This is a genomic window from Streptomyces sp. NPDC051555, assembly GCF_044454405.1.
GTDB lineage: Bacteria > Actinomycetota > Actinomycetes > Streptomycetales > Streptomycetaceae > Streptomyces.
The window spans coordinates 587643-608732 of sequence record NZ_JBITDP010000001.1 but is presented as its reverse complement, the minus strand read 5'-3'; the positions used below and the strand labels follow the sequence as shown (position 1 = coordinate 608732).

General features: G+C 73.9%; 19 protein-coding genes. 15 read left to right on the top strand and 4 right to left on the bottom strand.

Annotated features, from left to right (window positions below; all coding sequences use genetic code 11):
- The first annotated feature begins 9 nt into the window (after nucleotides 1-9).
- The 10 genes from ACIBEA_RS02555 to ACIBEA_RS02510 all read left to right on the top strand — a co-directional run bounded on the left by ACIBEA_RS02555 (nucleotide 10) and on the right by ACIBEA_RS02510 (nucleotide 9328).
- On the top strand, nucleotides 10-525 hold the full coding sequence (locus ACIBEA_RS02555) for an urease subunit beta (RefSeq protein WP_399257090.1): 516 nt from the start codon (nucleotides 10-12) through the stop codon (nucleotides 523-525).
- A complete protein-coding gene (gene ureC / locus ACIBEA_RS02550) occupies nucleotides 525-2249 on the top strand; it encodes an urease subunit alpha (protein WP_399257088.1) in 1725 nt (574 codons plus the stop codon). The genes ACIBEA_RS02555 and ureC overlap by 1 nt, the downstream gene beginning before the upstream one ends.
- Nucleotides 2246-2998, top strand: a complete 753-nt coding sequence (locus ACIBEA_RS02545) for an urease accessory protein UreF (RefSeq protein WP_399257085.1) — start codon at nucleotides 2246-2248, stop codon at nucleotides 2996-2998. Before ureC ends, ACIBEA_RS02545 begins: the two co-directional genes overlap by 4 nt.
- A 32-nt stretch (nucleotides 2999-3030) precedes the next feature.
- Nucleotides 3031-3654 carry an urease accessory protein UreG gene (ureG, locus tag ACIBEA_RS02540; protein ID WP_385784049.1) on the top strand — a complete coding sequence of 208 codons (624 nt, stop codon included), beginning with the start codon at nucleotides 3031-3033 and terminating at the stop codon, nucleotides 3652-3654.
- Nucleotides 3655-3779: 125 nt separating this feature from the next.
- Nucleotides 3780-4712 (top strand): urease accessory protein UreD, encoded by a 933-nt coding sequence (locus tag ACIBEA_RS02535; protein WP_399257907.1) that lies wholly within the window; start codon nucleotides 3780-3782, stop codon nucleotides 4710-4712.
- Nucleotides 4713-4792: 80 nt separating this feature from the next.
- Nucleotides 4793-6202: an ammonium transporter gene (locus tag ACIBEA_RS02530; RefSeq protein WP_399257082.1), complete on the top strand. Its 1410-nt coding sequence runs from the start codon at nucleotides 4793-4795 to the stop codon at nucleotides 6200-6202.
- On the top strand, nucleotides 6199-7533 hold the full coding sequence (locus ACIBEA_RS02525) for an ammonium transporter (RefSeq protein ID WP_399257081.1): 1335 nt from the start codon (nucleotides 6199-6201) through the stop codon (nucleotides 7531-7533). Before ACIBEA_RS02530 ends, ACIBEA_RS02525 begins: the two co-directional genes overlap by 4 nt.
- An 84-nt stretch (nucleotides 7534-7617) precedes the next feature.
- On the top strand, nucleotides 7618-7986 hold the full coding sequence (locus ACIBEA_RS02520) for a PadR family transcriptional regulator (protein WP_399257079.1): 369 nt from the start codon (nucleotides 7618-7620) through the stop codon (nucleotides 7984-7986).
- Nucleotides 7983-8582, top strand: coding sequence for an HAAS signaling domain-containing protein (locus ACIBEA_RS02515; protein ID WP_399257077.1), 600 nt, complete (start codon nucleotides 7983-7985; stop codon nucleotides 8580-8582). The genes ACIBEA_RS02520 and ACIBEA_RS02515 overlap by 4 nt, the downstream gene beginning before the upstream one ends.
- Nucleotides 8583-8695: 113 nt before the next feature.
- The gene (locus ACIBEA_RS02510; RefSeq protein WP_399257075.1) at nucleotides 8696-9328 is read left to right on the top strand and encodes a GNAT family N-acetyltransferase; all 633 of its coding nucleotides are present in this window, start codon (nucleotides 8696-8698) and stop codon (nucleotides 9326-9328) included.
- Between the two features lie 31 nt (nucleotides 9329-9359).
- Here the strand turns inward: ACIBEA_RS02510 and ACIBEA_RS02505 are convergent, their stop codons facing one another.
- Both ACIBEA_RS02505 and ACIBEA_RS02500 read right to left on the bottom strand, forming a co-directional pair.
- Nucleotides 9360-10808: a cellulose binding domain-containing protein gene (locus ACIBEA_RS02505; RefSeq protein WP_399257073.1), complete on the bottom strand. Its 1449-nt coding sequence runs from the start codon at nucleotides 10806-10808 to the stop codon at nucleotides 9360-9362.
- Between the two features lie 69 nt (nucleotides 10809-10877).
- Nucleotides 10878-12416 (bottom strand): beta-N-acetylhexosaminidase, encoded by a 1539-nt coding sequence (locus ACIBEA_RS02500; RefSeq protein ID WP_399257071.1) that lies wholly within the window; start codon nucleotides 12414-12416, stop codon nucleotides 10878-10880.
- Nucleotides 12417-12632: 216 nt separating this feature from the next.
- On the opposite strand from ACIBEA_RS02500, the gene ACIBEA_RS02495 reads away from it, so the two are divergent.
- Complete coding sequence (locus ACIBEA_RS02495; protein ID WP_399257069.1) at nucleotides 12633-13466, top strand: GntR family transcriptional regulator; 834 nt, start codon at nucleotides 12633-12635, stop codon at nucleotides 13464-13466.
- 18 nt (nucleotides 13467-13484) lie between these two features.
- On the opposite strand, the gene ACIBEA_RS02490 is transcribed toward ACIBEA_RS02495, so the two are convergent.
- The gene (locus tag ACIBEA_RS02490; RefSeq protein WP_399257067.1) at nucleotides 13485-15056 is read right to left on the bottom strand and encodes an IucA/IucC family protein; all 1572 of its coding nucleotides are present in this window, start codon (nucleotides 15054-15056) and stop codon (nucleotides 13485-13487) included.
- A 149-nt stretch (nucleotides 15057-15205) separates the two neighbouring features.
- Here ACIBEA_RS02490 and ACIBEA_RS02485 point away from each other — a divergent pair, with 149 nt between their 5' ends.
- The 3 genes from ACIBEA_RS02485 (at nucleotide 15206) to ACIBEA_RS02475 (ending at nucleotide 19430) form a co-directional block, all read left to right on the top strand.
- Nucleotides 15206-16819: an IucA/IucC family protein gene (locus ACIBEA_RS02485; protein ID WP_399257065.1), complete on the top strand. Its 1614-nt coding sequence runs from the start codon at nucleotides 15206-15208 to the stop codon at nucleotides 16817-16819.
- Between the two features lie 119 nt (nucleotides 16820-16938).
- Complete coding sequence (locus ACIBEA_RS02480; RefSeq protein ID WP_399257063.1) at nucleotides 16939-18471, top strand: FAD-binding oxidoreductase; 1533 nt, start codon at nucleotides 16939-16941, stop codon at nucleotides 18469-18471.
- Nucleotides 18472-18527: 56 nt separating this feature from the next.
- Nucleotides 18528-19430 (top strand): hypothetical protein, encoded by a 903-nt coding sequence (locus tag ACIBEA_RS02475; RefSeq protein WP_399257061.1) that lies wholly within the window; start codon nucleotides 18528-18530, stop codon nucleotides 19428-19430.
- Here ACIBEA_RS02475 and ACIBEA_RS02470 read toward each other — a convergent pair.
- On the bottom strand, nucleotides 19390-19758 hold the full coding sequence (locus ACIBEA_RS02470) for a hypothetical protein (RefSeq protein WP_399257059.1): 369 nt from the start codon (nucleotides 19756-19758) through the stop codon (nucleotides 19390-19392). The genes ACIBEA_RS02475 and ACIBEA_RS02470 overlap by 41 nt on opposite strands.
- A gap of 151 nt (nucleotides 19759-19909) precedes the next feature.
- On the opposite strand from ACIBEA_RS02470, the gene ACIBEA_RS02465 reads away from it, so the two are divergent.
- Entirely contained in the window at nucleotides 19910-20977 is a 1068-nt protein-coding gene (locus ACIBEA_RS02465) for a phosphotransferase (RefSeq protein ID WP_399257057.1), read from the top strand.
- Nucleotides 20978-21090: the final 113 nt, after the last annotated feature.

Below are 21090 nucleotides of genomic sequence, written 5' to 3'. Positions count from 1 at the left end.
AGTCCCACCATGTCCGGTGGCGCCACCTACCTCTACGGCGAAGGCACCGTGGAGATCAACGCAGGCCGCCGCAAGGCGACGGTCTCCGTGTCCAACACCGGTGACCGCGCGATCCAGGTCGGTTCGCACTACCACTTCTTCGAGGCGAACCGGGCCCTGGACTTCGACCGCAACGCCGCCTACGGCATGCACCTGGACCTGCCCGCGGGCACCGCGGTGCGCTTCGAGCCGGGCGACACCCGCGAGGTGGAGCTGACGGCCTTCGCCGGCCACGGCCGCCTCATCGGCTTCAGCTCGCTGGTCGACGGGGGCCTCGGGTCCACCGACACCCGCAACCGCGCGCTGCGCCGGGCGGTCGAACTCGGCTTCCTGGGCGCCCGGATCGAGGAACCGGAGCGCCCCGCGCACGACGGGGACGGGGACGGGGCGGGAACCGACGGAGCCGGAGCCGACGGCGGTCACGACGGCAGTCACGACGCCGGTCGCAAGAAGAAGAACAAGAGCCACAAGAAGGGCGAGAACTGATGGCCGTCCTGAGCCGCAAGCAGTACACCGACCTGTTCGGGCCGACCGTCGGCGACCGCTTCCACCTGGCCGACACCAATCTGGTCGTCGAGGTCGAGAAGGACCACAACGAGGGGCACTACGGCGACGAGGCCGTCTACGGCGGCGGCAAGGGCATCCGCGACGGCATGGCCCAGGACCCGCAGGCCACCAACCTCCAGGGCGCCCTCGACCTCGTGATCACCAACGTGGTGGTGCTGGACGCGGTCCTCGGCGTGGTCAAGGGGGACCTCGGCGTCAAGGACGGGATGATCGCGGGCCTGGGCAAGGCGGGCAACCCGCACACCCAGTCCGGGGTGCACCCCCGGCTGGTGATCGGGCCCGGCACCGAGGTGATCTCCGGCGAGCACCTGATCGCCACGGCGGGCGGGATCGACACCCACATCCACTTCATCGCCCCGCAGCAGGCCGAGCACGGCCTCTCCAACGGCATCACCACCCTCATCGGCGGCGGCACCGGTCCCTCCGACGGCACCAACGGCACCACCTGCACCCCCGGTCCCTGGAACATCGGCCGGATGTACCAGGCGGTCGAGGACATGCCGGTCAACGTCGGTCTGCTGGGCAAGGGCAACGGCTCGCTACCGGAGGCGCTGGTCGAGCAGGTCGAGGCGGGCGTCTGCGGGCTGAAGGTGCACGAGGACTGGGGCACCACCCCGGCCGCGCTCAGCAAGGCCCTCGACGTCGCCGACGACTACGACGTCCAGGTCGCCGTGCACACCGACACCCTCAACGAGTCCGGCTTCTTCGAGGACACCCGCTCCGCCATCGACGGCCGCACCATCCACACCTTCCACACCGAGGGCGCGGGCGGCGGCCACGCCCCCGACATCATGCGGATCGCGGGCGAGCCCAACGTCCTGCCCTCCTCCACCAACCCGACGCTGCCCTACACGGTCAACTCGGTGGACGAGCTGCTGGACATGGTGATGGTCTGCCACCACCTCTCCCACGACATCCCCGAGGACGTCTCCTTCGCCGACTCCCGCGTGCGGGCCGAGACGATCGCGGCCGAGACCGTCCTGCACGACGAGGGCGTCATCTCGATCTTCTCCTCCGATTCCCAGGCCATGGGCCGGATCGGCGAGTCCTGGACGCGGGCCTTCCAGACCGCGCACCACTGCAAGGACCAGCGCGGCAAGCTGGCCGGGGACACCGAGCGCAACGACAACTTCCGGGTGCTGCGCTACCTGGCCAAGATGACCATCAACCCGGCCCTCGCCACCGGCACCGCCGAGTACATCGGCTCGCTGGAGACGGGCAAGCTCGCCGACATCGTGCTGTGGCCGATCCACTCCTTCGCGGCGAAGCCCAAGATGGTCATCAAGGGCGGGCTGATCAACTGGGCGCTGATGGGCGACCCGAACGCCTCGCTGCCGACCCCGCAACCGGTGTACTACCGGCCGATGTTCGGGGCGTACGGCAAGGCGAAGCAGAGCACCCGGGTCTCCTTCATGTCGCAGGCCGCGATCGCGCTCGGCGTGCCGGAGCGGCTGGGCCTGGACAGCAGGGTGCTGCCGGTGCGGCACTGCCGGACCGTCGGCAAGCAGCACATGCTCCACAACGACGCGCTGCCGGAGATCACCGTCGACCCGGAGACCTACAAGGTCAGCCTGGACGGGGTCCCGGCCACCATCGAGCCGGCCCGCGAACTGCCGCTGAACCACCTGTTCTTCCTGGCATGAGCGGACTGCCGGGCGCGAACGCCGACCCCGCCGCCGCCGCAGCCGCAGCCGACGACGAGGGCATCGGCACCGCGGCCCTCCTGGTCAGCCTCCAGCTGACCGACTCCTCCTTCCCCAGCGGCTTCTACACGCTCTCGCACGGCCTGGAGGGCTACACCCAGGCGAAGGCCGTGACCCCGCAGGGCGTGCCGGGACTGCTGGCCGACCTGCTGCGGCACTCGGTGGGACCCTCCGACGCCACCGCGCTGGCGCTGGCCCACCGGGCCGCGTCGGCCGGTGACTGGGCGGGGCTCGGCGAGATCGACCGCAGACTGTGCGCGGCCAAGCTGGGCGAGGGGTTGCGCCGCGCGGCCACCCGGACCGGGCGCCAGTTGCTGGACATCGCCCGCGAGTGTGTCGGCGGCGAAGCCCTGGAGCGCTACGCCGAGCTGGTGGCCGCCAAACGGGCGCCCGGCACGCAGGCGGTGGCCGCCGGGGTCGCGTACGCCGCGGCGGGCGTCCCGGTGCGGGCGGCCGTCGTCAGCGACCTGTTCGCGTTCTCGGCGAGCTTCACCGGCGCCGCGCTGCGGCTGCGGCTCACGGACCACCGCCGGGCCCAGGTCGTGCTCCGCGACACCGCCCCCGTCATCGAAGAGGTGGCGCGGGCGGCCCTGCGGCGCGAGCTCGCCGACCTCGGCGGGTGCGTACCCCTGGCCGATGTGATGTCGGCCCGGCACGAGCGGGCCGAGGCCCGCCTGTTCGCCACCTGATCCGTCCCCCCTGCGAAAGGCGAGAGCGACACATGAGAGACGACCACGTCCTGCGGGTCGGCATCGGCGGCCCCGTCGGCTCCGGCAAGACCGCGCTGATCGAGGCGCTGGTGCCGGTGCTCATCGAACGCGGTCACCGACCCGCCGTGATCACCAACGACATCTACACCCAGGAGGACGCCCAGCACGTGCGCCGCACCCTGGCCGGGGTACTGGACCCCGAGCGGGTGGTCGGCGTGGAGACCGGGGCCTGTCCGCACACGGCGGTGCGCGACGACCCGACCATGAACCTGGCCGCGGGCGCCGAAATGCTGGAGCGCTTCCCCGATGTGGACACGCTCCTGTACGAGTCGGGCGGGGACAACCTCACGCTGACCTTCAGCCCGGTCCTGGTGGACCTGTTCCTGTTCGTCCTGGACACCGCGGAGGGCGAGAAGATGCCCCGCAAGCGGGGGCCGGGCATCACCGAATCCGATCTGCTGGTCATCAACAAGATCGACATCGCCCAGTACGTCCGCGCCGACCTCGGCGTGATGGAGCGCGACGCCCACCACGTCCGCGAGGGGCGCCCGGTGGTGCTGACCAACTGCCTGACCGGACACGGCCTGGAGGAGATCGCGACCTTCGTCGAGTCCTTCCGCCGGGTGCCCGCGTGAGCGTCGTGGCCGACCCACCGACCGTCGTGCCGGGGCCGACCCCGGATGCGGGGCCGACCCCGGGTGCGGGGACCGGCCCCGCGCCCGAGGTCCGCCGCGCGGCGCCCGCCCGGTCCCCCGGGCGGCTGGAGCCCGCACACTACGAGCCGCCGCGCGTCCCGCCCGAAGTGCGCCGCCACGCGGCCGTCCCCGACACCCTCGGTGTCGGCCGCCCCGGCAAGGTGGGCCTGTTGGAGCTGGGTTTCGAGCGGCGCGGCGCTCGCACCGAGCTGGTGCGGCACTACCAGAAATCCCCGCTCCAGATCATGCGCCCGCTGTACTTCGACCCGCACCGCCCGGACCTGCCGGTGACCTTCCTGCTGTCCACGGGCGGCGGCGTCGTCCAGGCGGACCGGCTGCGCCAGGACCTCTCCTTCGGCCCCGGTACGGCGGCGCACGTCACCACCCAGGCCGCGACGAAGGTCTACCGGATGGAGTACGACTACGCCGTCGCGCAGACCTTCCTGAGCGTCGGGGCCGACGCGTACGTCGAGTACCTGCCCGATCCGGTGATCCCGTACGTCGACTCCCGCTTCTACCAGCGCACCGTGATCACCGCCGACCCCTCGGCCACCGTGCTGGTCTCCGAGAGCGTGCTGGCGGGGCGGCTCGCGCGCGGGGAGCGGCACGCGTACGCCGTCTTCGCCTCCGACCTGGAGGTGCGGCGGCCCGAAGGGGACCTGGTCGCGCTGGACACCGTACGGCTGGAGCCGGGCGGCGGCGGGATGGCCGGCTGCGGAGTGAGCGGACCGGCCGTCCTGGGCGGGTACGCGGTGATGGCCGGCTTCTTCGTCCTGACCCCGCTGGCTCCCGCCCGCGAGGTGGCCGACCTCTTGCACGCGGCGCTGGCGGACAGCGGCCTGGCGCACGGTGTCAGCGTGCTGCCGCAGGAGAGCGGTGCCTGGGTGCGGGTGCTGGGCGACCGGAGCCAGGAGGTCTCGCGGGCCCTGGCCCGCGCCTGGAACGCCGTACGCCTGCGGCTCATCGGCGTGCCGGCGCCCGCCCTGCGCAAGACCTGACCGGCCGCGCGCTCCCGTCCCCCACGGCACGGGAGCCGCAGCAGCCGCCCACGCCGCCGACCCGAAGGATCCGCACCCCCATGCCCACTGGCTACGACACGGGTAACACCGCCTGGATGATGGCGAGCACCGCGATGGTGCTGCTGATGACCCCCGGCCTCGCCTTCTTCTACGGGGGGATGGTGAAGACCAAACACGTGCTGGTGATGCTGAAGATGAGCTTCGCCTGCCTGTCGTTGGTCACCGTCCTCTGGCTCGCGATCGGCTACTCGCTCGCCTTCGGCAAGGACGCCGGAGGCGGCCTGATCGGCGGTCTCGACCACGCCTTCTTCCGCGGCGTCGGGATGACCACCCTGCACGGCTCGATCCCGACCGTGATCTTCGCCTGCTTCCAGATGTCGTTCGCGATCATCACGGTGGCACTGATCAGCGGTTCGATCGCGGGCCGGGCCACCATGAAGGGCTGGCTCGTCTTCGTCACCGCCTGGACCCTGATCGTGTACGTGCCCACCGCGCACTGGGTCTTCGCTCCCGACGGGTGGATCGTCACGTCCCTGGGCGCCCTCGACTACGCGGGCGGCCTGCCGGTGGAGCTCAGTTCGGGCGCGTCCGGGCTGGCGGTGGCCATCGTGCTGCGCAAGCGCCGGGACTTCGAGCGCGACCCGATCCGGCCGCACAACCTGCCGCTCGTGGTGATCGGACTGGCGCTCCTGTGGTTCGGCTGGTTCGGCTTCAACGCCGGATCGGCGCTCCAGGTCGAGGGCAGTGCTCCGACCACCTTCTTCAACACGCAGCTCGCGGCCGCCGGCGCGATGATCGGCTGGCCGATCATCGAGAAGTGGCGGCTCGGGCACGTGGAGATGCTGGGCGTGGCCTCGGCGGCCGTCGCGGGCATGGTCGCGATCACCCCGGCCTGCGGTGAGGTCTCCCCGGTCGGCGCCCTGGTCATCGGCTTCGTCGCGGGCGTGGTCTGCTGCTTCGCCATCAACATGAAGTACAAGATCGGCGTGGACGACACCCTCGACGTGGTGGGAGTGCACGGCTGGGGCGGCATCGTGGGGGTGCTGTCCGTCGGCTTCTTCGCGACGGCCGCGATGAGCGGCAAGAAGGGCCTCCTCTACGGGGGCGGGCTCGACCAGCTGTGGCGCCAGGCCGTCGCCATCCTCGCCGTCGGCAGCTTCGCCTTCGCGATGACCTGGCTCATCGCCCAGGCCATCGACAGGGCCGTCGGCTTCCGCACCTCCGAGGAGTACGAGAACGTGCCCGGGCGCGAGGAGGAGGTCGCCTACGACTCCGAGACGCTGGAGCAGATCCGCGACCGGATGGGCGAGCAGGCCGAGGAGCCAGGCCGCACCCCCGCCCGCGCGGGGACCGGGGTCGGCGGGGCCGCCTCGGCCGCCTCCGCCGCCGGGACCGACCCGGCCGCGCAGGACGCCGCACTGCTGGCCGAGGTCCTCTCGGTCCTGGAACGACGGGAGCGGGACAAGTGACGACGATCGGGGACTCGGGCAACGCGTCGTGGCTGATGATGGCCACGGCCCTGGTACTGCTGATGGCGCCCGGACTGGCCTTCTTCTACGGCGGGATGGTCCGCACCGGCCAGATCATCGCCATGCTCAAGATGTGCTTCTTCTGCGTGGTGATCGTCACGGTGCTCTGGTTCGCCGTCGGCTACTCGCTGGCCTTCGGACCGGACGCGGGCGGCCTCGGGGTGATCGGCACCCTCGACCACGCCTTCCTGCGCGGCATCGGCACCGCCTCGCTCACCGGTGACGTGCCGACCGTGACCTTCGCGGTCTTCCACATGTCCTTCGCCATCGTCACGGTGGCCCTGATCAGCGGTTCCATCGCGGGTCGGGCCACGATGAACGGCTGGATCGCCTTCGTCTGCGCCTGGACGCTGCTGGTCTACGTCCCGATGGCCCACTGGGTGTTCGACCCGCAGGGCTGGGTCGCCGAGCAGCTGGGAGCCGTCGACTTCGCCGGCGGCACGGTCGTCGAGATCGGCTCCGGCGCCGCGGGCCTCGCGCTCGCGATCGTCGCCGGCAAGCGCGCCGACTTCGACCGCCAGGGCATCCGCCCGCACAACCTGCCGCTCGTCGTCATCGGCCTGTCGCTGATGTGGTTCGGCTGGTTCGGCTTCAACACCGGTTCCTCGCTGGGCACTCCGGGGGGCGCCGCGATGGCGTTCTTGAACAGCCAGCTCGCGGCAGGGGCCGCGATGGCCGGGTGGGCCGTCACCAGCTGGTGGCGGACCCGGCAGGTGGGCCTGCTGGACATGTGCATGGGCGCGGTGACCGGCCTGGTCGCCACGACCCCGCTGGCCGGCGGGATCAGCCCGGTGTGGGCCACCGTCACCGGCTTCGTCGCGGGGCTGACCTGTGCGCTGGCGATCAGCTGGAAGTACCGGCTGGGGGTGGACGACACCCTCGATGTGGTCGGCATCCACGGCTGGGGCGGAATCGTCGGCATGGTCATGGCCGGGCTGACCGCGACCGGTGCGCTCACCGGCAAGAAGGGCCTGTTCTACGGCGGTTCGTGGGACCTGCTCGGCAAGCAGCTCACGGCCGTGGTCGTCCTCGGCCTGTACGCCTTCGTCATGACCGCGCTCATCGGCAAGGCGATCGGGGCCACCATCGGCCTGCGCCAACCCGGCGGAATGATCGAGCACGAGCAGGCGTACGCGGAGGTGCTCTCCGACCACCTCAAGCAGCTGTCCGCGGACGACACCGCGCCGCCGCTGCGGGAGGAGCCGGAGAGCGCCTCCGCACTGGTCGCCCGGCTGCGGGAGGTCCTGATGACGGGCCGACAGGACAACTGACCGGCCCCCCAGGGCCGTTCCCCGCTCGACGCCCCCCTTCCGGGGCCGGTGGGGAACGGCCCTTCCTGTGGTAGCTTGCTTTGCATGGTACCTGGCAATGCAAGCCAACCCGGAGCCGACGGCCACGTGGCCAGTCAGCTGCGCAAGGGCGTACTGGAGTACTGCGTCCTGGCGCTGCTGCGCGACGGACCGCGCTACGGGGTGGAGCTGTTGGAGGAGCTGGCCCGGGTCGAGGTGATGACGACCAGCCAGGGAACGATGTACCCCCTGCTGTCCCGCCTGCGCCGGACCGGACTCGCCGACACCCACCTGCGCGATTCCGACAGCGGACCGCCGCGCAGGTACTACACGCTGACCGACGCGGGCCGCAGCGCGCTGGAGGAGTTCGCCGCCCACTGGCCCTCCTTCCGCACCGCCGTGGACCACTTCCTCACTCCTGGAGAGCCGACGTGAACGACACCCTGCCCCACCCCCTGGTCCGCGCCTTCCTCTCCGCGGTCGACGAGCGGACCCGCACCCTGCCCGACGAGCGGCGCCGGGAACTGCTCGCGGACCTCGGCGAGCACATCGAGGTGACCCTCGCCGGCTCGCACCCCGCGGACGAGACGACTGTGCGCGGAGTGCTCGACCGGCTCGGGTCACCCCGGACCATCGCGGACGCCGCGCTGGCGGAGGAGGGCGCCGGACCCCTGCGCCCCGAGGCGGAGGGCACGGCGCGCACGGCCGTCACCCTGACCCTCCTCGCCCTGTTCTTCCCCCTCGCCTTCGTGCCGCTGGCCGGCCTGGTGCTGACCCCGGTCTTCCTGGTCGTCGGGCTGGTCAGGCTGTGGATGTCGACCCAGTGGGCGCGGCGCGAGCAGTGGCTGGCGACCGTGCTGCTGCTCTCCCCGGTGCTCACGGTGACCGTGTTCGCGGGTGTGCTCATGGTGGCGACCAGCGGACTGGGCCCGACCGCCCTGATGGCTGCGCTCGCGCTGTCCTGGATCCTGCCCCTCGTCGCCGTCGTGCGACTGGCCCGGTCGGCCGCCCGGCTCCGATCGGCACTCTGAGCCCGTCCTGCGGATCATGCCCGGCCAAGCCTTCGGCAGGTCAGCGGCCTTCACGTACAGTGCGGAAGCGGGGGAACCTCCTCATGTCGGTGGGCGGGTATCGGGGTGGATCGATGATGCGAACGGCGCGGTCGTGGGTCGAGGGATGGGCCGTCGCCCGGCGGATGCCGGAGCCGGTGGACGTGCCGTGGGGACTGCGGATCGACCTCGGACGGCCGGACCAGGTGGTCCGGCACGTCCTGCTCGATGCCGACCCCGACGTCGCCCGCGAGCTGGTCGGCACGATCACCGAACCCACCACCTGCGTCAAGGCGTTCCTGCCGGCGGCCGAGATGCGGCCCTGGTTCCCGGCCGGGTGGGAGCCCGTCGAGTCCTGCTTCCTGATGGCCGTCGACCTGCGTCCGGAGCCCGTCCGGGCACCCGACGGGTACACCGTCACCGTCGAGAGCTCCGACGGCGTCACCTCCGTGCGCGTCCTGGGCTCCGACGGGGAACCGGCCGCGTCCGGGCTGACCGGACGGACCGGCTCCGCCTGCGTCTTCGACCAGATCGTCACCGAACCGGCCCACCGGCGCCGCGGCCTCGGGACGGTGGTGATGGGCGCGCTCACCACCACGGCCGTCGACGGCGGCGTGTCCACCGGCATCCTGGGCGCGACCGTCCAGGGCCGGGCGCTCTACGAAGCGCTCGACTGGAAGGTCCTCGCGCCGCTGAACGGCTTCGTCCGCGCACCCGACGCCCCGTGACCGCGCTCGTGACCACGACCGGCGGTGGCGGTCAGCCCGCCGGGACGGTGTCCTCGAAGGACGTGCCCGCCGCGCGGTAGGCGTTCACCTTGGCCGTGACCTGGGCCGGGGTGAGCACCTGGTCCTTGACGTGCAGGACGTAGTCGACCTGCTGGTCGTAGGCGCGGGCAGTGGTGCCGCTCTGGCCGTTCAGGTCGATCAGCCACTGGTTGAAGTTGATCGACATGGGCCGTTCGGGCAGGTAGCGGGCGTCGTGCGTGCCGAAGACCTGCCCGTCGATGAAGTAGGTGATGGCGTGGTCGTCGATGGTCACGACGAAGTCGTGCCAGCCCGCGTAGCCGGTACGGGCCTCGGTGTGCTGGTTGACCGCCTCCCACGGGTCGGGGCGGTAGGTCTCCCACGACGTCGTGTAGAGGATGTTCCCGGGCTCGCCCCAGCCCCCGTTGGGCAGGTACTCGAAGTCGTACTCGGCGTAGTCGTCGGCCATCGGGGCCTTGAGGTCGTTGATGGTGAAGAAGGTCTGGACGAGGTGGTCGCCGTCCGGGCCGTACTTCGGGGCGTCGGAGAGTTTGACCCGGGCCGCGTACGTGCCGTTCTTGAACTTGGTCGCCTTCGTGAGCACTTCGGTCTGCTGGGTGTTCTGCGCCGAACCCGCGGTGGAGGTCTCCAGGTTCATGACGGTGTTGCCGCCGCCCGCCGCGGCGAAGGTGACGTTCTCCGGGGACCAGGCGGCGCCGGGGACGCCCGGCCCGCCGGAGTCGGAGCGCACGTTCCAGCCGTGGGCGGCGATGGCCGGGTCGCCGTACGAGGTGTAGGAGAAGTCGTCGAAGAGGGTCGCCCCGGTGGGCGGCGGGTCGGTCGGCGTGGGGGTGGGCGTGGGGTCCGTCGGCGTGGGGGTCGGGTCGGCGCCGTTCCCGGCGGGGGCGGTTCCCCAGACGGCGGCGCCGCCGAGCCGCGCCGTGACCTTGTCCCAGTCGGCGTAGGTGCCCTGCCCCGCGCCGAAGGAGTAGTCGTCGGCCTGGTTCAGGGTCTGCCAGTCGACCCGGTGGAAGCGCAGCTGCATGTCCCCGGTGTCTGCGCCGGGGGCGAGGGATCCGGCGCCCGCGGTGAAGCCGATCTCCAGGTAGCGGTCGGCGGTGGCGGTGGGGTGCTCCAGGAGGCCGAAGGAGGCGGTGACGTCGGCGCAGCCGGTGACCGCCCAGGAGCAGGCGAAGCGGTACTGGAGCCCGGGGCCGTCCGCCTTGAAGTAGTAGCGGAAGGTCACCCGGCTCAGCGCGACGGTCGTCGAACCGTTGTTGACCACCTTGAACCAGGGCTCCGCCTGATCGGCGGTGGCTCCGTTCGCGCTGGTGCGGTACTGGACCTTGACGGAGTCGGCCGCGGCGTTCGCGGTCTGGGCGGCGAGGGAGACGGTGCCGAGCCCGGCGGTGACGGCCAGGGCGAGGGCGATCGCGGCGCGGGTACGCGTGGTGCGGCGCATCGGGGTTCCTCTCGGGTGGGGGAGAGCGGGGGACGGCGGTGCGGCGGTGCGGGCGAAGGGCGCGCGGGGTCAGGCGCCGTCGTGGTCGCGGTGCGGGGGCCGGGCGCGCACGCCGAGGGCGGCGAGCCGGTCGTGGTGGTGGTCCAGTCGGCGCCGGAAGTCGGGCCAGTCGCGGTGGGTGGACCAGGCGGTGTCGGCCAGGGCGCAGAGCCGGGGGAAGGCCAGGTATTCCAGTTGTGCGGGGGTGCTCGCGTACTCGGTCCACAACTGTGCCTGGGTGCCGAGGATCCGGCGGGTGGCTTCCGGTTCCCAGTGGGGCGGGGCGGGTTCGTTGTCGTAGACCCCGCGCAGGTCGACCACGCCGCCGTCCTGTCCGCGCGGTTCGGCGGGGTCGGCGGACTGCGGGTAGTCCAGGTAGGTGGAGCGGTGGGGCGTCATGATCACGTCGTGGCCGCGCAGGGCCGCGGTCCGCCCGTGGTCCGGGTCGAGCCAGGCGGCGACCGTGAAGGCGCCGGGGAGTTCGGCGCCGTTCCCGGTCCAGCCCAGGGGGTGGCGGCCGCGCGCGACGACGTGGTCGGCGACGGTCCGCATGAACCATCCGTGGAGCGCTTCCGGGCCGCTCAGTCCCTCGCGGGCGGCGCGTTCCCGGGCCGCCGTCGAGGCGTGCCATTCGGTGGCGGGGCACTCGTCGCCCCCGATGTGCACATAGGGCCCGGGGAAGACGTCCATGACCTCGTCGAGGACGGCGCGGCAGAAGTCGAGGACCTCGTCGTGGACGCCGAGGATGTTCTCGCAGACCCCCCAGCGGGTCCACGGCTCCAGGGTGACGTCGGGGCGGTTGCCCAGGTGGGGGTAGGCGGCGAGGGCGGCGCGGGTGTGGCCGGGCATCTCTATCTCGGGGACGATCGTCACCCCGCGGCGGGCCGCGTAGTCGACGAGCCCGGTGAGCTCGGCCCGGGTGTACGCGCCCCCGTGCGGGGTGCCGTCGCCCTCGCTCTCGCGGCGGCGGGCCCCGGTCCCGGTGAGCCGCGGGTAGCCGGGTACGGGGATCCGCCAGCCCTGGTCGTCGGTGAGGTGCAGGTGCAGGACGTTGAGCTTGTGCAGGGCGAGCAGGTCCACGAACCGGCGTACGTACGAGGCTGGTTGGAAGTGGCGGGCCACGTCCAGCATGGCCCCGCGCCACGCGAACCGCGGGCCGTCGGTGATCCTCAGGCAGGGCAGGGACAGCCCGGGCAACGGCCCCGCCCCCGCGCCGAGGGCCGCGGGCGGGAGCAGTTGGCGCAGGGTCTGGACCCCGTGCAGCAGCCCCTCGTGCCGGGCGGCGCGCAGCAGGACGGAGTCCGGCCCGATGGTCAGGGCGTAACCCTCGGCCCCGAGCTCGGCGGGGTCGCCGTCCGAGCTCAGCACGATCCGCCCGCCCGGAGCGCCGGGGTCCAGGGGGCCGCCGGTGACCGGGGCGAACAGTTCGCGCAGCAGGGCGACGGCGGCCCCGGCGCCGGGGCCGGCGCGCAGGGCGGTGTCGGGGCCGAGCGGGAAGCGGCCCGGGTGGGGGGTGAGGGTGTGGGGGCGGGGGACGAGCTGCGGGAGGGCGGCGCGGCGGGCGGACATGGCGCGGTGGTTCCTCCATTGCCTTACCAATTGGTCAACTGGATAGCTGCGTGGCACGAAGGTGGCATGAGCGGGTAACGACGTCAACCCTGCGCGGCAGTAAGGGATTTGCTGACTATCCGGTGCCGAAGTGGTTAGATGTGCCTGACCAGTTGGACAACACGGGCACGCGTGGACGACCGGGAACGACCGGGAACGACCGGGGAGGAGCGGAGCGTGACGGCGAGCGGCGCGGGACCGGTGCTGAAGCGGGAGCGGGTCCGCGAGTACCTGCTCGGTCTGATCGACACCCGACGACCGGGTGACGCCATCCCCTCCGAGCGCACCCTGTGCGCCGCGCTGGAGGTGTCGCGGCCCACCCTGCGCGCGGCCGTCGACGAGCTGGTGGCCACGGGCGCGCTGGTCCGCGAACACGGCCGCGGCATGTTCGTCGCACCCGCCAAGATCACCCAGGAACTGGCCCCCGACGCGGCCTCCTTCGCGGTGCGGCGGGCGGCGGGCCACTGGTCGAGCCGGGTGCTGGAGCACGCGGTGATCCCGGCGGACGCCCGGATCGGGCGCCGGCTGCGCATCTCCCCCGGCGCGGGGCTGCTCTACGTGGCACGGCTGCGCCTGGTGGACGGTGCCCCGATGGCGATCGAGCACCTGCACATCCCGGCGGACCTGGTGCCCGCGCTGACCCCGGCCGAGCTGGAGGCCGGTGACCTGTACGAGCACCTGCGCGAGCGGCACGGGCTGTTCGTGCACGAGGCCCGGCAGTCGATCGAGCCCACCGTGGTCAACGAGGCCGAGGCCGCGCTGCTGGACGTGCCCCTGCACTCCCCCGCCCTGCTGATCGAGCGGCTCACCACGGACTCCACCGACCGCCCGGTCGAGTACGTGCACTCCGTCTACCGCGGCGACCGCTACCGCATCGTCTCCCGCCTCGCGCTCGGCGCTGCCGCCGCCGCCCGGAGCACGGGCCACCATCCGGGCATCCCGCCGGGCGACCTGGGCCGGCGCGAGATCATCACCTCGACCACCACCGGGGACGTCCACACCGTGAACTGAGCACCCGGTGGCCCCGGTTCAGGAGCCGTCCGGTCCGCGCAGCGGATTCGGCAGCGGCAGGTAGCGGGCGGCGGCGCCGTCGGCGCGGGTCCAGCGCAACAGCAGGTTGGTCTTGCCGGGGAGCGTCGGGGCACTCAGCAGCTCCCGGACCTCGGGCAGCCCGTGCTCCGCGTCGTACCGGCGGAACTCCTCCCGCGCGGCCGGCCACAGTCCCGCGGCCACGCCCGGGTGGTGGTCGGCGAGCGCGCCGGCGATCTCGGTCAGGTGGTTGACCACCAGGCAGTAGACGAGCCGCTGCCAGCCCTCCGCGCGGTCGGTCTCCGGGAGCAGTTTGACGCCCTCCGCGTCCCGGAAGAGCGCCTGTACGGGGGTCCCGGATCCGTCGACCGCGATCAGGGTGTTCTGGAGGTGGGCCTCCAACACGACTCCGTGGCGCGCGAAGAGTTCCAGCGCCGGGGGCACCACCTGGCGCAGGTACGCGCGCCACCAGGCGGCCGGATCGGCGGTCCGCTCCAGCGGCCCGGGCTCGGAGCCCTCGGCGAGCGCGGCGGCCAACAGCGGGGTGGCGCCCGGCACGAGGTGCGCGCGCAGCCCCTCGCGGACCATTACGGCCAGCTCCTCGAAGGCGAAGGTCGCGGTGCGGTAGCCCAGGTCGGCCGTCCAGGCCGCCGTGGTCCCCGTGCGGGCGCGGACCGCAGCGAAGGCGGCGCCGACGGCCGCGTCGGTGCGGCGCAGCTTCAGCAGGTCGTGCCGCCACAGCCGGCGCACGTCGTTGGTGATCCGGACGTCCAGGCTGAACTTCGCGAAGAGGTCGCTCCGCGGACCCGGCAGGTACACGGTCCGCACGGAGGCCGTGGGCCAGCCGGGCCGGGTGCCGCCGGCCAGCCGCAGCAGCCGCCCGTCGGCGAGGGCCGCGCGTGGCCCGGGGCTCGCGCACGTCAGTTCCAGCTGCCAGGGGTGGGCGGGCAGCAGGACGTGGCCGGGCGGCACCGGCGGCGCGCCGGCGGCATCGGCGAGCTCCTCGAACAGCTGCGCGGCGGCCGCGCCGCCCTCCTCGTGCACCTGATCGGCGCGCAGTGCGAGGAAGGCCAGCGGGAAGCGCCCGTGCGCCTCGGGGGCGTAGGGCAGCCAGGACCGGGCCGGCGCGCCGCCGCGGGCCTTGGGCGCGGGGTGGTAGGGGTGGCCCATCAGCAGCGCCTGTTCGGAGCGGACGTAGGGGTCGTCGGGCGCCGTGGCCGAGGCGCGGGCCGCCAGGATCGCGCCGATCGCGGCGCGGCTGTCGGCGATCTCGGCGGGCAGCTCGTCGTTGGCCACGCCGGTGTAGCGGCGCAGCTCGTCGGAGGTGAGCTTGATGAGGTCGGTGTGGCTCAACGGGTACCAGCCGTCGGCGCCCCGCAGCTCGGGGCGGCCGGGGCGGCGCCCGGCCCGGACCCGCAGGAGCCGCCCGCTGCCGAGCAGTCGGTGGACGCCCTCGGCGGCGTCCCCCTCGGGTTCGGCCGCCTCCCGCAGGAGGCAGTTCAGGAGCGGCGCCGCGGCGTACTCGTCGGCGGCGGCGGTGACGGCGGACGTCACGGCGGCGTTGGGTTCCAAGGGTCCACGGACTTCCCTCTAGGGCCGGCAGTGATCTTCAGTATCGACGATCCGGGCCGTCGCCGTGGCGTTCGGGCGATGATGACCGGACGAGAATACGAACGGGAACCCGACGCGGCGCCCGCGCGACGAGCCGCTCGCCCGAAGCCGTGCCCGACCGAAAGGACTCCGCCCTGTACCGCAGTGGTCATGCCCCCGGATCCGCCGCCGAGGACGCCGTCGCCGCCCGGCTGGGCGACGTACGACCGGCCCTCGGCCCGGCCTACGCGGCGGCGCTGCCCGGCGCGCGGGCGGCCGTCCTGACCCGGCTCTGGCGGGCGCTGGCCCACGAACCGCTGCCGTGGGTGGTGCGCCGTTCGGTGTCCGGCGACGCGATGACCGTGCTGCTCGCGGACGGCGCCCGGCTGCACGGACCGCTCCCCGACCCGTACGCGCACGACGCCCGCGTCCAGGAGCTGCGCCTCGACGGTACGGCGCACGCGCGGGCCGCGGACCTGATGGCGGCGCTGCGGGTACCGCACGGCGCCGGCTTCGCGGCCGAGCTGGACGCCGGCACGGCCTCCCTCGCGCTCTCCCGGGCCGGGCAGTCGGCGCACGGGGGGCCGCAGCGGCCCGTCGAGGTCTGGGAGTGGGAGCAGCGGGTGGTCGACGGGCATCCCTACCACCCCAACTGCCGCTACCGCCCCGGCTTCTCGGTGTCCGAGGAGCTGGCGTACGCGCCGGAGCACCGGCCGGTCGTCACCCTCGGCCTGCGCGCCGTACGGGCGGACGTGAGCCTGGTGACGGGCACCTGGCCCGCGGCGCTGCGGGACGGGGCGCGGATCCTGATCCCGGTGCACCCCTGGCAGGCCGCGCACGTGCCGGGCCTGCCCGGGGCGGCCGTGGCGGGCGGGGCCGGCCCGGCGGGCCTGGCGGCGCATCCGCTGATGGCGCTGCGTTCGCTGACCCCGATCGCGGGCGGCCCGCTGGACGGCTGCGCTCCCGGGGGCGCGGCCCCGCAGGTCAAGACGGCGCTGAGCACGCGGCTGACGTCCTCCGTGCGGGACGTCTCGGAGTACTCGATCGAGACCGCCCAGGCGGTGTCGGCCTTCGCCGCGTCGCTGGCAGCCCGACTCGACGGGCGGCTGCACGTCACCCGGACCCTGGGCGCCGCCACCGCGCACAGCCCGGACCTGGCGGCCGTGCTGCGCGAGCCGCCGGAGCGGTACGCCGACGCCGGCGCGGGCGAACGGGTCGTGCCGGTCGGGGCGCTCGGGGGCACCGAGTGGGCCCGCTCGCCCGCCTGGCGGGCCGACTTCGCCCGGCTCGCCCTCTCGGTGTGCCTGCGCGTGCTCGACCTCGGCGTGGCCCTGGAGGCGCACGGCCAGAACCTGCTCGTCGTCCTCTCCCCGGCCGGGGAACCGCTGCGGCTGGTCTACCGGGACCTCGCCGACATCCGGATCAGCCCGGCCCGGCTCGCCGCGCACGGGATCCCGGCGCCGCCGCTGGCGGGGCGGCTGGTCACGGACGACGAGGTGCTGCTGCGCCGCAAGCTGTTCGGCTCGCTGGTGACCGGGGCGCTGGGGGCGCTGGCGGGCTCGGCCGGGGCGCTGGCCGAGGACCTGGCCGCCGCCGCGCCCGCGCTGGAGCGCACCCCGGACGCGGTGGCCCTGTTGACCGGACCGCTGCCCGCCAAGGCGCTCACCCTGATGCGGCTCAGCCCGGGGACCCCGGGCGACCTGTGGACGACCCTGGGCCGACCGTCGGGGCTCGCGCTGCGGTGACCGCGCGCGCTCGGCGCCCCGGCCCGAGGGGCGCCGGGGGTGGGCCGTTCGGGGGGAGCCGGGCCCGTGCGCGGCCCTGTCCCCCGGGCGATCGGGGGCCGCGATGGCACTAGTGGGACATGACCCTCGATCGCCGTCACCTCCTCGCCGGTGCCGCCGCAGCCGTTCTCGCCTCCGTCGGGGCGGGGCGGCCACCGGGAATCCGGGACCGGCGGCGCGCCGCCGATTTCGGGGCGCTCGCCCGGGACCTCGACGGACAGCTGGTCCTCCCCGGGCAACGGGACTACGCCGAGGCCCGCCGGCTCTTCCAGCCGCGCTACGACACGATCGCACCCGGCGCCGTCGCCTACCCCGCGCACGCCGGTGACGTCGCGACCTGCGTGGCCTTCGCCCGCCGCGCGGCGGTGGCCATCGTGCCCCGCGGCGGCGGGCACAGCTACGCCGGCTACTCGACCGGAGCCGGACTGGTCGTCGACGTCGGCGCCATGGCGGCCGTCGAGACCGGGACCGGGGAGGTCCGGATCGGCGCCGGGGCGCGGCTCGGCGACGTGAACGCGCGGCTGGCGGAGCGGGGCGTGGCCGTGCCCACCGGGCTGTGCCCCTCCGTCGGGATCGCGGGGCTCGCGCTCGGCGGCGGCCTCGGCGTCTCCAGCCGGGCCTTCGGGACGACCAGCGACCAGCTCACCGGGGTCCGGATCGTCACCCCCGACGCGGTCGTGCGCGAGGTGGACGCGCGGAGCGACCCGGACCTCTTCTGGGCGCTGCGCGGGGGTGGCGGCGGGAACTTCGGGGTGGTCACCGAATTCCGGCTGCGCACCCGCCCGGTCGGGGACTGCGCCTTCGCGGAACTGCACTGGTCGTGGCCGGACTCCGGCGCGCTGCTGCGTGGTTGGCAGCAGTGGCTCGGTTCGTTGGCGGATCCCTTCTGGAGCCAGGTCGAATGCGTGGTCGAGCCCGGTGCGGCGCCGGGGCCGGTGGTAGTGCGGGTGCTCTGCCTCGACGGCCGTCGCACGCTGGAGGAGCAGCTCACGCGGCTGGCGGACGCGGTCGGGATCCGGCCCCGCGACAGTCACGTGGAGGTGCGGACCTACGGCGACACCATGCGGACGCTGTCCGGCTGCCGGGAGGAGTCGGCGGCCCGGTGTCACCTGCCCGGGCGGCTGCCGGGGCACGATCCGCAGGGGCGCCTCGGCCGGGACGACTACGCGGCCCGCTCGGACTTCTGGCCCGCGGCGGGCCTGCCCGAGGACGCCGTCGCGGCCGTGCTGGACGGCGTACGGCGCTACGCCTCGGCGGTGCCCCCGGGCGGGCTCGGCGTGGTGCAGTTCGACGGGGTGTGCGGGGGCGCGGTGGGCCGGGTGGACCCGGCGGCGACCGCTTTCGTCCACCGGGGCGCCGGCTTCCTCGCCCAGTACCTCGCGTACTGGCCCTCGGGGTCCTCCCCCACCGACATCGGGCGCCACCAGGCCTGGTTGGACGGGTTCTGGCAGCGGCTGCGGCCGTGGGCGAGCGGGCGCGCGTACCAGAACTACACGGATCCGAAGCTGAACAACTGGGGCGAGGCGTACTACGGCGGCAATCTCGCTCGTTTGAAGGAGGTCAAGCATGCCTACGACCCCAGCCGTCTCTTCGACTTCCCCCAGGGGGTCTAGTGCCTGAGCCGTCCGGTCAACAGCGGGAAGAGGAGTTCAGCATGCGGTGTGGTGCGATGCTGCGTCGGACGCTCGTCGTGGTGGCCGCGGCCTCCGTGGTGGTGGGCATCGGACAGGTGCCCGCCGGGGCCGGCTCCGCCGGGACCCGGGCGCCGGGCGGCGGCCACTGGACCGCCCGGGACGCGCAGGCCTTCTGGACCACGGACCGGATGGCCTCCGCCGCGGTGATGGGCGGCGACCCGGGCGTCCCGGTGGCGGCCGGGCCCGGTGACGGGCAGGACTTCGACGGGGTGCCGGTGGTCGGCCGGCTGTTCGTGATGAAGGACGGCGGGGCGTACTTCTGCACCGCCAGCGTGGTCGCCTCCCCGCACAAGGACCTGGTGCTCGGGGCGGCGCACTGCCTGCTGGGCGCCGACACGCGGCAGGTCGCGTTCGTACCGCACTACACGGCCAGGACCCCCCGCCCGTACGGGATGTTCCCCGTGCTGAAGGTGTGGGTCGACCCGCGCTACCAGCAGCAGGGGCCCGACCTCGCGGCCACGCTCGACGTGGCCTTCGCCCGGGTCGGACCGAACAGCCAGGGCACGGAGGTCGAGGACGCGGTCGGCGGGAACCGGCTGGTCACGGGCGACGGGTACGAGCACGACGAGGTGCGGCTGATCGGCTATCCGGCCTCGGCGGCCCGGCCCCGGCTGTGCGTCAACCGGACGACCCGGTTCACCAGTACCGATCCGGCCAGCCCCGGTTCGTTCCTGCGGATCGACTGCACCGGCTACCCCGGCGGGACCAGCGGCGGCCCGTTCCTGAAGAACTTCGACCGGTTCACCAACACCGGTGACGTCATCGGGGTCATCGGGGGCTGGAAGACGGGCGGTCCCGGCCCGGACACCTCGTACAGCTCCTACTTCGGTACGGACGTCAGGAGCCTGTACCAGACGGCGGTCGACGCGGCGCGATGAGCCCGTGGGGGCGCCGGGTGCGCCGCGGGTTCCCCACGGACCGCGGGGTCTGCGGCGCGCCCGGCGCGATCACGGTGTCCGCCGGGGGCAGTTCGAGCCGCCGACGCAGGTCGGCGAGGGCCGCGTGCACGGGCGCGAGGATGACCTCGGCCCGCGGGTGGACGTTCGCCAACGCGTGCGCGGTGGTCTCGATGGTCTCGGCGGCGTCCTCGGCCGCGGTCCGGCTCCAGCCGCCGAGGAAGGCCGCGTCGTACAGGTGACAGGCCGCGTCGGCGGCCGCGTCGGCCCGCTCGCCGACCCCGGGCGCCGCGACGGACGGCAGTTCCACGCCAGTTTCCATACCGGTCTCAACGAGGCTCCCCCGCGCGGGGGAACGCGCGGGGAGCCGCGCGGCGCACGCGGAAATCCGTTGGCCCGGGCGCACGGAGGTGTGGTGGTGTGGGGCCGTTCTGTGGGGTGACGGAGGCGGAAGGGCCGGGATGACGGAGCGGTTGCCGTTCGGGGACGGACTGCGGGACCGGTTGGGGCCACCGGGACGGGTGGAACGACTGGAGAGCAGCCCGCGTTCGCGGGTGTGGCGGGTCGAACTGGCCGGTGGACCGGCCGTCCTCAAGCAGCTCGTCTCCGGGCCCGGCGCCCAGGACCGGTACGCGCGGGAGGTCACCGCCCTGCGGCTGGCCGGCCGGCGGCCCGCCGGGCCCGTGGCGCCCGCGCTGCTCGCCGCCGATCCGGCCGAGCGGGTCCTCGTACTGGAACACCTGGAGCACCGGCGGCCCGGGCCCGAGTGGATCGTGGAGTACGCGGTGGCGCTGGGCCGGCTGCACGCCTGCGGGGCCGCGCTGTCCGCGGCGGAGGCGGCGGGCCTGCCGCGGTGGCGGGGGCCGGGCGAGGAGGACGCCCTGGCGTTCCTCGGCCTGGCCGGGGAACTGGGGGCCGAGGTGCCGGCCGGGGCGCGGGCGCAGGTGGCGGCCCTGGTGGAGCGGCTCGGGGCGGCCCGGGTGGACTCGCTGCTGCACGGCGATCCGTGTCCCGGCAACGACCTGCACACCCCGGCGGGGATCCGGTTCGTCGACTTCGAACAGGCCGCCGTGGGCAGCGGTCTGGCCGAACTGGCCTACCTGCGGATCGGGTTCCCCTCCTGCTGGTGCGTGACGGCCGCGGCCCCGCCGCTGCTGGCCCGCGCCGAGGCCGCCTACCGTGCGGTGTGGCGGGAGGAGCGGGGCGAGGACCTCCCCGACGGCCTCGCCGACGCCTGCGCGGGCTGGTTGCTGCGCGGGGACGCGCTGGTGCCGCGGGAGCGGCGGGAGGCCGGGGACCACCTGGCCCGGGCGGCGCGCGAGGACTGGACCTGGGGCACGGCCACGGCCCGCCAGCGGCTGGCCCACCGCCTCGATGTGGTCACCGCCCTGGGCGCGGACCACCCGGACCTGTCGCACCTGTCCCGCCTGGCGGCCCGGATGCGGGACGGCATCCGCACCCACTGGCCGGCCCTGCCCCCCGTCCCGTCGACCCGCCCGGAACCGGAGCGGTCCGCCCCGGCCCCCTGACGGACGGAGGCCGCCCGGACCTCGCGGGCCGACCCCGCCTTCCGACGCCGTGGAACGGCGCACACCGGCTGCACCGCGTGTTGGTCGCCCCGGCGCGGATCCTCTACAGTCAC

Excerpts from the sequence above, each read along its gene's own strand:
- ACIBEA_RS02505 (WP_399257073.1), bottom strand. The coding sequence starts at position 10,808 with ATGCGCCGCACCACGCGTACCCGCGCCGCGATCGCCCTCGCCCTGGCC.
- ACIBEA_RS02500 (WP_399257071.1), bottom strand. The coding sequence starts at position 12,416 with ATGTCCGCCCGCCGCGCCGCCCTCCCGCAGCTCGTCCCCCGCCCCCAC.
- ACIBEA_RS02475 (WP_399257061.1), top strand. The coding sequence starts at position 18,528 with ATGCTGCGTCGGACGCTCGTCGTGGTGGCCGCGGCCTCCGTGGTGGTG.
- ACIBEA_RS02465 (WP_399257057.1), top strand. The coding sequence starts at position 19,910 with ATGACGGAGCGGTTGCCGTTCGGGGACGGACTGCGGGACCGGTTGGGG.
- ACIBEA_RS02520 (WP_399257079.1), top strand. The coding sequence starts at position 7,618 with ATGGTACCTGGCAATGCAAGCCAACCCGGAGCCGACGGCCACGTGGCC.
- ACIBEA_RS02555 (WP_399257090.1), top strand. The coding sequence starts at position 10 with ATGTCCGGTGGCGCCACCTACCTCTACGGCGAAGGCACCGTGGAGATC.
- ACIBEA_RS02480 (WP_399257063.1), top strand. The coding sequence starts at position 16,939 with ATGACCCTCGATCGCCGTCACCTCCTCGCCGGTGCCGCCGCAGCCGTT.
- ureC (WP_399257088.1), top strand. The coding sequence starts at position 525 with ATGGCCGTCCTGAGCCGCAAGCAGTACACCGACCTGTTCGGGCCGACC.
- ACIBEA_RS02530 (WP_399257082.1), top strand. The coding sequence starts at position 4,793 with ATGCCCACTGGCTACGACACGGGTAACACCGCCTGGATGATGGCGAGC.
- ACIBEA_RS02545 (WP_399257085.1), top strand. The coding sequence starts at position 2,246 with ATGAGCGGACTGCCGGGCGCGAACGCCGACCCCGCCGCCGCCGCAGCC.
- ureG (WP_385784049.1), top strand. The coding sequence starts at position 3,031 with ATGAGAGACGACCACGTCCTGCGGGTCGGCATCGGCGGCCCCGTCGGC.
- ACIBEA_RS02510 (WP_399257075.1), top strand. The coding sequence starts at position 8,696 with ATGATGCGAACGGCGCGGTCGTGGGTCGAGGGATGGGCCGTCGCCCGG.